5 protein-coding genes are annotated in these 3,610 nt (G+C 59.6%); all 5 read right to left on the bottom strand.

What is annotated here, in order from left to right:
• Positions 1 to 187: 187 nt before the first annotated feature.
• Positions 188 to 1,558, bottom strand: a complete 1,371-nt coding sequence (locus tag Q0349_RS00895; RefSeq protein ID WP_298078881.1) for a TraU family protein — start codon at positions 1,556 to 1,558, stop codon at positions 188 to 190.
• 14 nt (positions 1,559 to 1,572) lie between these two features.
• Complete coding sequence (locus Q0349_RS00900; RefSeq protein WP_298078882.1) at positions 1,573 to 2,238, bottom strand: single-stranded DNA-binding protein; 666 nt, start codon at positions 2,236 to 2,238, stop codon at positions 1,573 to 1,575.
• A 30-nt stretch (positions 2,239 to 2,268) separates the two neighbouring features.
• Complete coding sequence (locus tag Q0349_RS00905) at positions 2,269 to 2,865, bottom strand: hypothetical protein (protein WP_298078883.1); 597 nt, start codon at positions 2,863 to 2,865, stop codon at positions 2,269 to 2,271.
• A 3-nt stretch (positions 2,866 to 2,868) separates the two neighbouring features.
• Entirely contained in the window at positions 2,869 to 3,378 is a 510-nt protein-coding gene (locus Q0349_RS00910) for a hypothetical protein (protein ID WP_298078885.1), read from the bottom strand.
• 29 nt (positions 3,379 to 3,407) lie between these two features.
• On the bottom strand, positions 3,408 to 3,610 hold a 203-nt coding region (locus tag Q0349_RS00915), incomplete at its 5' end, for a hypothetical protein (protein ID WP_298078887.1).

A 3,610-nucleotide genomic window follows, 5' to 3' on the forward strand; every position in this document is an offset into this window, starting at 1 on the left:
GCCATTGTGCTGTTCTCTGTCATGTCAGTTCCTGCTATCCCGCCTGCTGATACTGTCTACCGAGAAAACTCGTTCGCCTGTTCTTGTGGCAATCGTTCAATCGCATCCAACTCACGCCGGAAGGCCTTGAAACTGCAAACGAACCGCACGGTTTGTAAGATTTGATGTGTCATATTCATATGTTTTCCTATTCCGGAATGGCCGGTGTCACCTGAATCGGCCCCAGCGGGATGCGCAGTACCAGTTGGCCGCGCTCGTCCAGGTCGCAGGTAGCGTAGAACCAGCTGGTCCAGGCATACTGTCTTTCTTCAATGCGTTTCGTGCCGGTATGCGCGATGTTTTTGTGACAGCTCACCTGCTCCGGGTACACCTTCGACCAGGCGACCCCGCTGGGGGCGGTCGTCGGCCAATAGACCCGGCCAATTTGCGGGTCGGCGAGAATGTCCAGTCCGCGCCGCGCGATGACTGCCGAGGCCTTGGCGTCATCAACGTGATCGACCGTGCCATAACGCGGATAGAGGTGTCCCCAGGTTTCCGGCAGGATGGTGCCGGTACTGGGCGCAATGCGCGGTCCCGGCCACAGGGGATTCCAGATGCGGTGCAGATCCACCAGCGGCCAGCCATGCCGCCACAGGATGGAATCCAGGCCGCTGAGGTAGTACGGCCAGAAGGGCGTGTACGGCAGGGTGCAGAAGTAGCGGCCGCCGGTGCTGACGTCGTAGCCGTCAACCGCGCTGGTGACGCTGTCGTTGGCACGGTCGTAGTCGGTGTAATCGGCACCGTCAATTTGCGACATGGTTTCGTCGTAGCCCAGCGACTGCCGTTCCTGGTCGGTAAACTGTCCCTGACCGCTGCCCTTGTTCTGCCAGCGGTTGAGGAAGCCCGCGCCCGGCGGTGGTTGTTGCTGACCGTTGCCATTCCCGGCGTTGCCGCCGTTGTTGCGCGGCACGTTGCCCGTGCCCTGGAAGTAGCGGCTGTTGGTCGGGTTCGACGGGGCTTTTTGTTTCTCCGGCGATGACGCACTGCTGCCGCTTCCGCCATTGCCGCCGCCGGATTTTTCACCACCTCCGGTTTTCTGGAAGATGATCATCGCCGGGTGGCCGATGAGCGCCGATTCGTAGTGCTGTGGTGCGTAGTGCTTGCCAAACTTGTGGTGCTTGTAGCGTCCGGCACCGATTTCGACGTTGTCGGCCAGTCCAAGGAAACCGACGTGAACGATGGCCTCGCTCGCGGCGCGGTAGGCGCTGCCCAGCAGGCGCGAGTAATCTTCCCACGGCATTTCGTCAAGGTAGGGATGCGACTGGTTGACCATCGCCGGTACGGTATGGCCGACGTGCAGCGTCCAGAAGTAGTACGGACCATAAGGCGTCCAGATGACCCGCAACGACAGGCCGAGGATGCGGTAATCGAGGCAGTCCGGGATTTGGCTGATGGTCGTGCTGACCAGTTCGGCGGTACCAAAGCCGGCATGGGCCGGTTGACTGGTACAGGCGAGCGCAACGCCCGCCGCCAGCGCCAGTTGCCGCAACCATTTTTTGCCATGTTTGTTGTTGCGCATACACGCCTCCTGCTTCAGATGGGCCGGTCGTCATCCGTGGGGAATGGTGAGTTGTTGACTGTCGCAGATGCTGCCGCACCCGCCTTGTTGCCGTTCTTGTCGCCTTTTTGGCCAGCCGGATGGGGATGTGCAGCCGGGGCGGCGGTTTCACCCTGTGGCGGTGCCTCACCCATAAAATCTGGCGGCATATCTTCAAAACCGTCTGCCGCAGGATGATCATTGCCGCCGTCCGCCATTGCCGCAGGGGCTGCGTTGCCCGGATGGCCGCTGTTGCCGATATTGGGCTGCGGCTGCGGGCCTCGTTCGGCGCTGCGCTGACGGTAAGTCACATCGGCCAGCGAGCGCATGTCAAAGCAGACTTCATCGGCGTTTACCTTGAAGGCCGCTTTCAACTCGCCCGTTTTCGGGTCGGCCCAGGTTTCGACGTGCAGGTCGCCGGTCACGAGGACAGCGGCGCCTTTCTTCAGCAGGCGTCCTGCGGTTTCCGCCTTCTTGTCAAACCAGGAGACATTCATCCAGAAACCGCCGCTGTCCACAAATTGATCCCGGTCGTTCTTGCTCCAGTGCGGCTGACGCATGGAAAAACTGATCCAGTGCAGCGGTTCATTGTTGCGGCCCGTGGTCACGCCACAGCGCGGGTCATCGCCGAGATTGCCATTGAGGGTAATTTTTGCGCCCATCTGCTACTCCTTTTTGCTCAAGAAAAATGGTTAAAACGGTTTGGGTGGAAGGCCGTCTGTCGCCCGCTTTGCGCCGGATGCAGGCAGCCTGCCTGCGTTGCGTGCATTCCCTGCTCCAGTAACGGCTGCACCGCCAGCTGCATCTTCTGCTCCGGCGGGTAGCGCTTCTGTACTGCTCCAGAGATCGAGAATGCGCCGTGCATCGTCAGCAGCCCGGTTGAGTGCATCCATACCGGCAAGGTCGATAAAATCAGGACTGAAACCACCATAGATTTGCCCCTCCATGCCAGCGCAGTACCGGACAAAATCAGGAAATGCCGCGTCCTGACGCAGAATTTCGCGCACCGGCAAACACTGGTCCACCAGTTGCACTGCCAGCGCATCGCCCCGCTCATGCATGACGGCAAGGGAATCAATGCCCGGCAGTACGACGATATAGCCGCGCAGCCGCAGTACCGCCATGCTGGCGAGCAGGGTGGCAAACGGCAGGTTCACCCGTGCCGCCGCGACCGACAGCGGCACACCCGGCTGCGGAAATTCCGCCTCCTGCCGCAGCAGTGCGTAAGCCTTGAAATCCTGCGGGTGCAGCGTCAGCGCCCCGCACGGTACGGAAATGTACTGTTCCATCGTTTATTGACCTCCCGGCTGTAACAGCCAATCGACATTCAGTGTCATTCCCCTGAAATTAACTTGACTTTTGATGTTGTTTGCTATAAATGAAATTACCTTGGCTTGCAGATTCAGGCTGATGCGTTGCGTCTCCTGTTCACGGAACCCGCGCAGAAAGGCATCGTCCTCACGAAAGGCAAGCGCAGAACGCACCGCAGCCAGCTTGTTATCATCGAGCGCTTCCACCGGCATCAATACCTGCATCGGCCCGTGCCGCCCGTTCTGCCACAGCCCGCTGCGCACCCCGTGCAATTGCCAGGCCAGTTGCGGCACGCCATTGGCACGGAGCAGGCGCATCGACACCTTGTCATCGCAGCACATCAACACCGCAAAGCGCTGCGCTTCGGCAAGCAGCAAAAGCATCTGCTGACGCACCTCAAGCAGGTCTGCCTCCAGCCGGGACAGACGCAAATCAAAATCCCGCTTGCGCCGCGAAGGCGCGAAACATTCCTGCAAAACCTGCAATAACAAAACCGCCTCCCGATGAATCTATAACGGCATTAACGTACAAAAGCCTGCGGTATTGCCACCAAATACGGGAGCAATTTCCCTTCGATAATGCGCGCGTCCGGTTCACCGAATGCATTGACCGCTGCCTGATAAATATCATCCTGGGCGCGACAGGATGCCTCACCCACATAATAGTAGCCATCGCAGGAGCCCAAAATGCGGCGAATATGGCGGCCCAGCTCTTTCAGGTCTG

Origin of the sequence: uncultured Cardiobacterium sp. (assembly GCF_938028185.1) — a bacterium.
GTDB lineage: Bacteria > Pseudomonadota > Gammaproteobacteria > Cardiobacteriales > Cardiobacteriaceae > Cardiobacterium.

What these genes read in the sequence shown, in the direction of transcription:
- Q0349_RS00895 (WP_298078881.1), bottom strand. Translation starts at nt 1,558, where the DNA reads ATGCGCAACAACAAACATGGCAAAAAATGGTTGCGGCAACTGGCGCTG.
- Q0349_RS00900 (WP_298078882.1), bottom strand. Translation starts at nt 2,238, where the DNA reads ATGGGCGCAAAAATTACCCTCAATGGCAATCTCGGCGATGACCCGCGC.
- Q0349_RS00905 (WP_298078883.1), bottom strand. Translation starts at nt 2,865, where the DNA reads ATGGAACAGTACATTTCCGTACCGTGCGGGGCGCTGACGCTGCACCCG.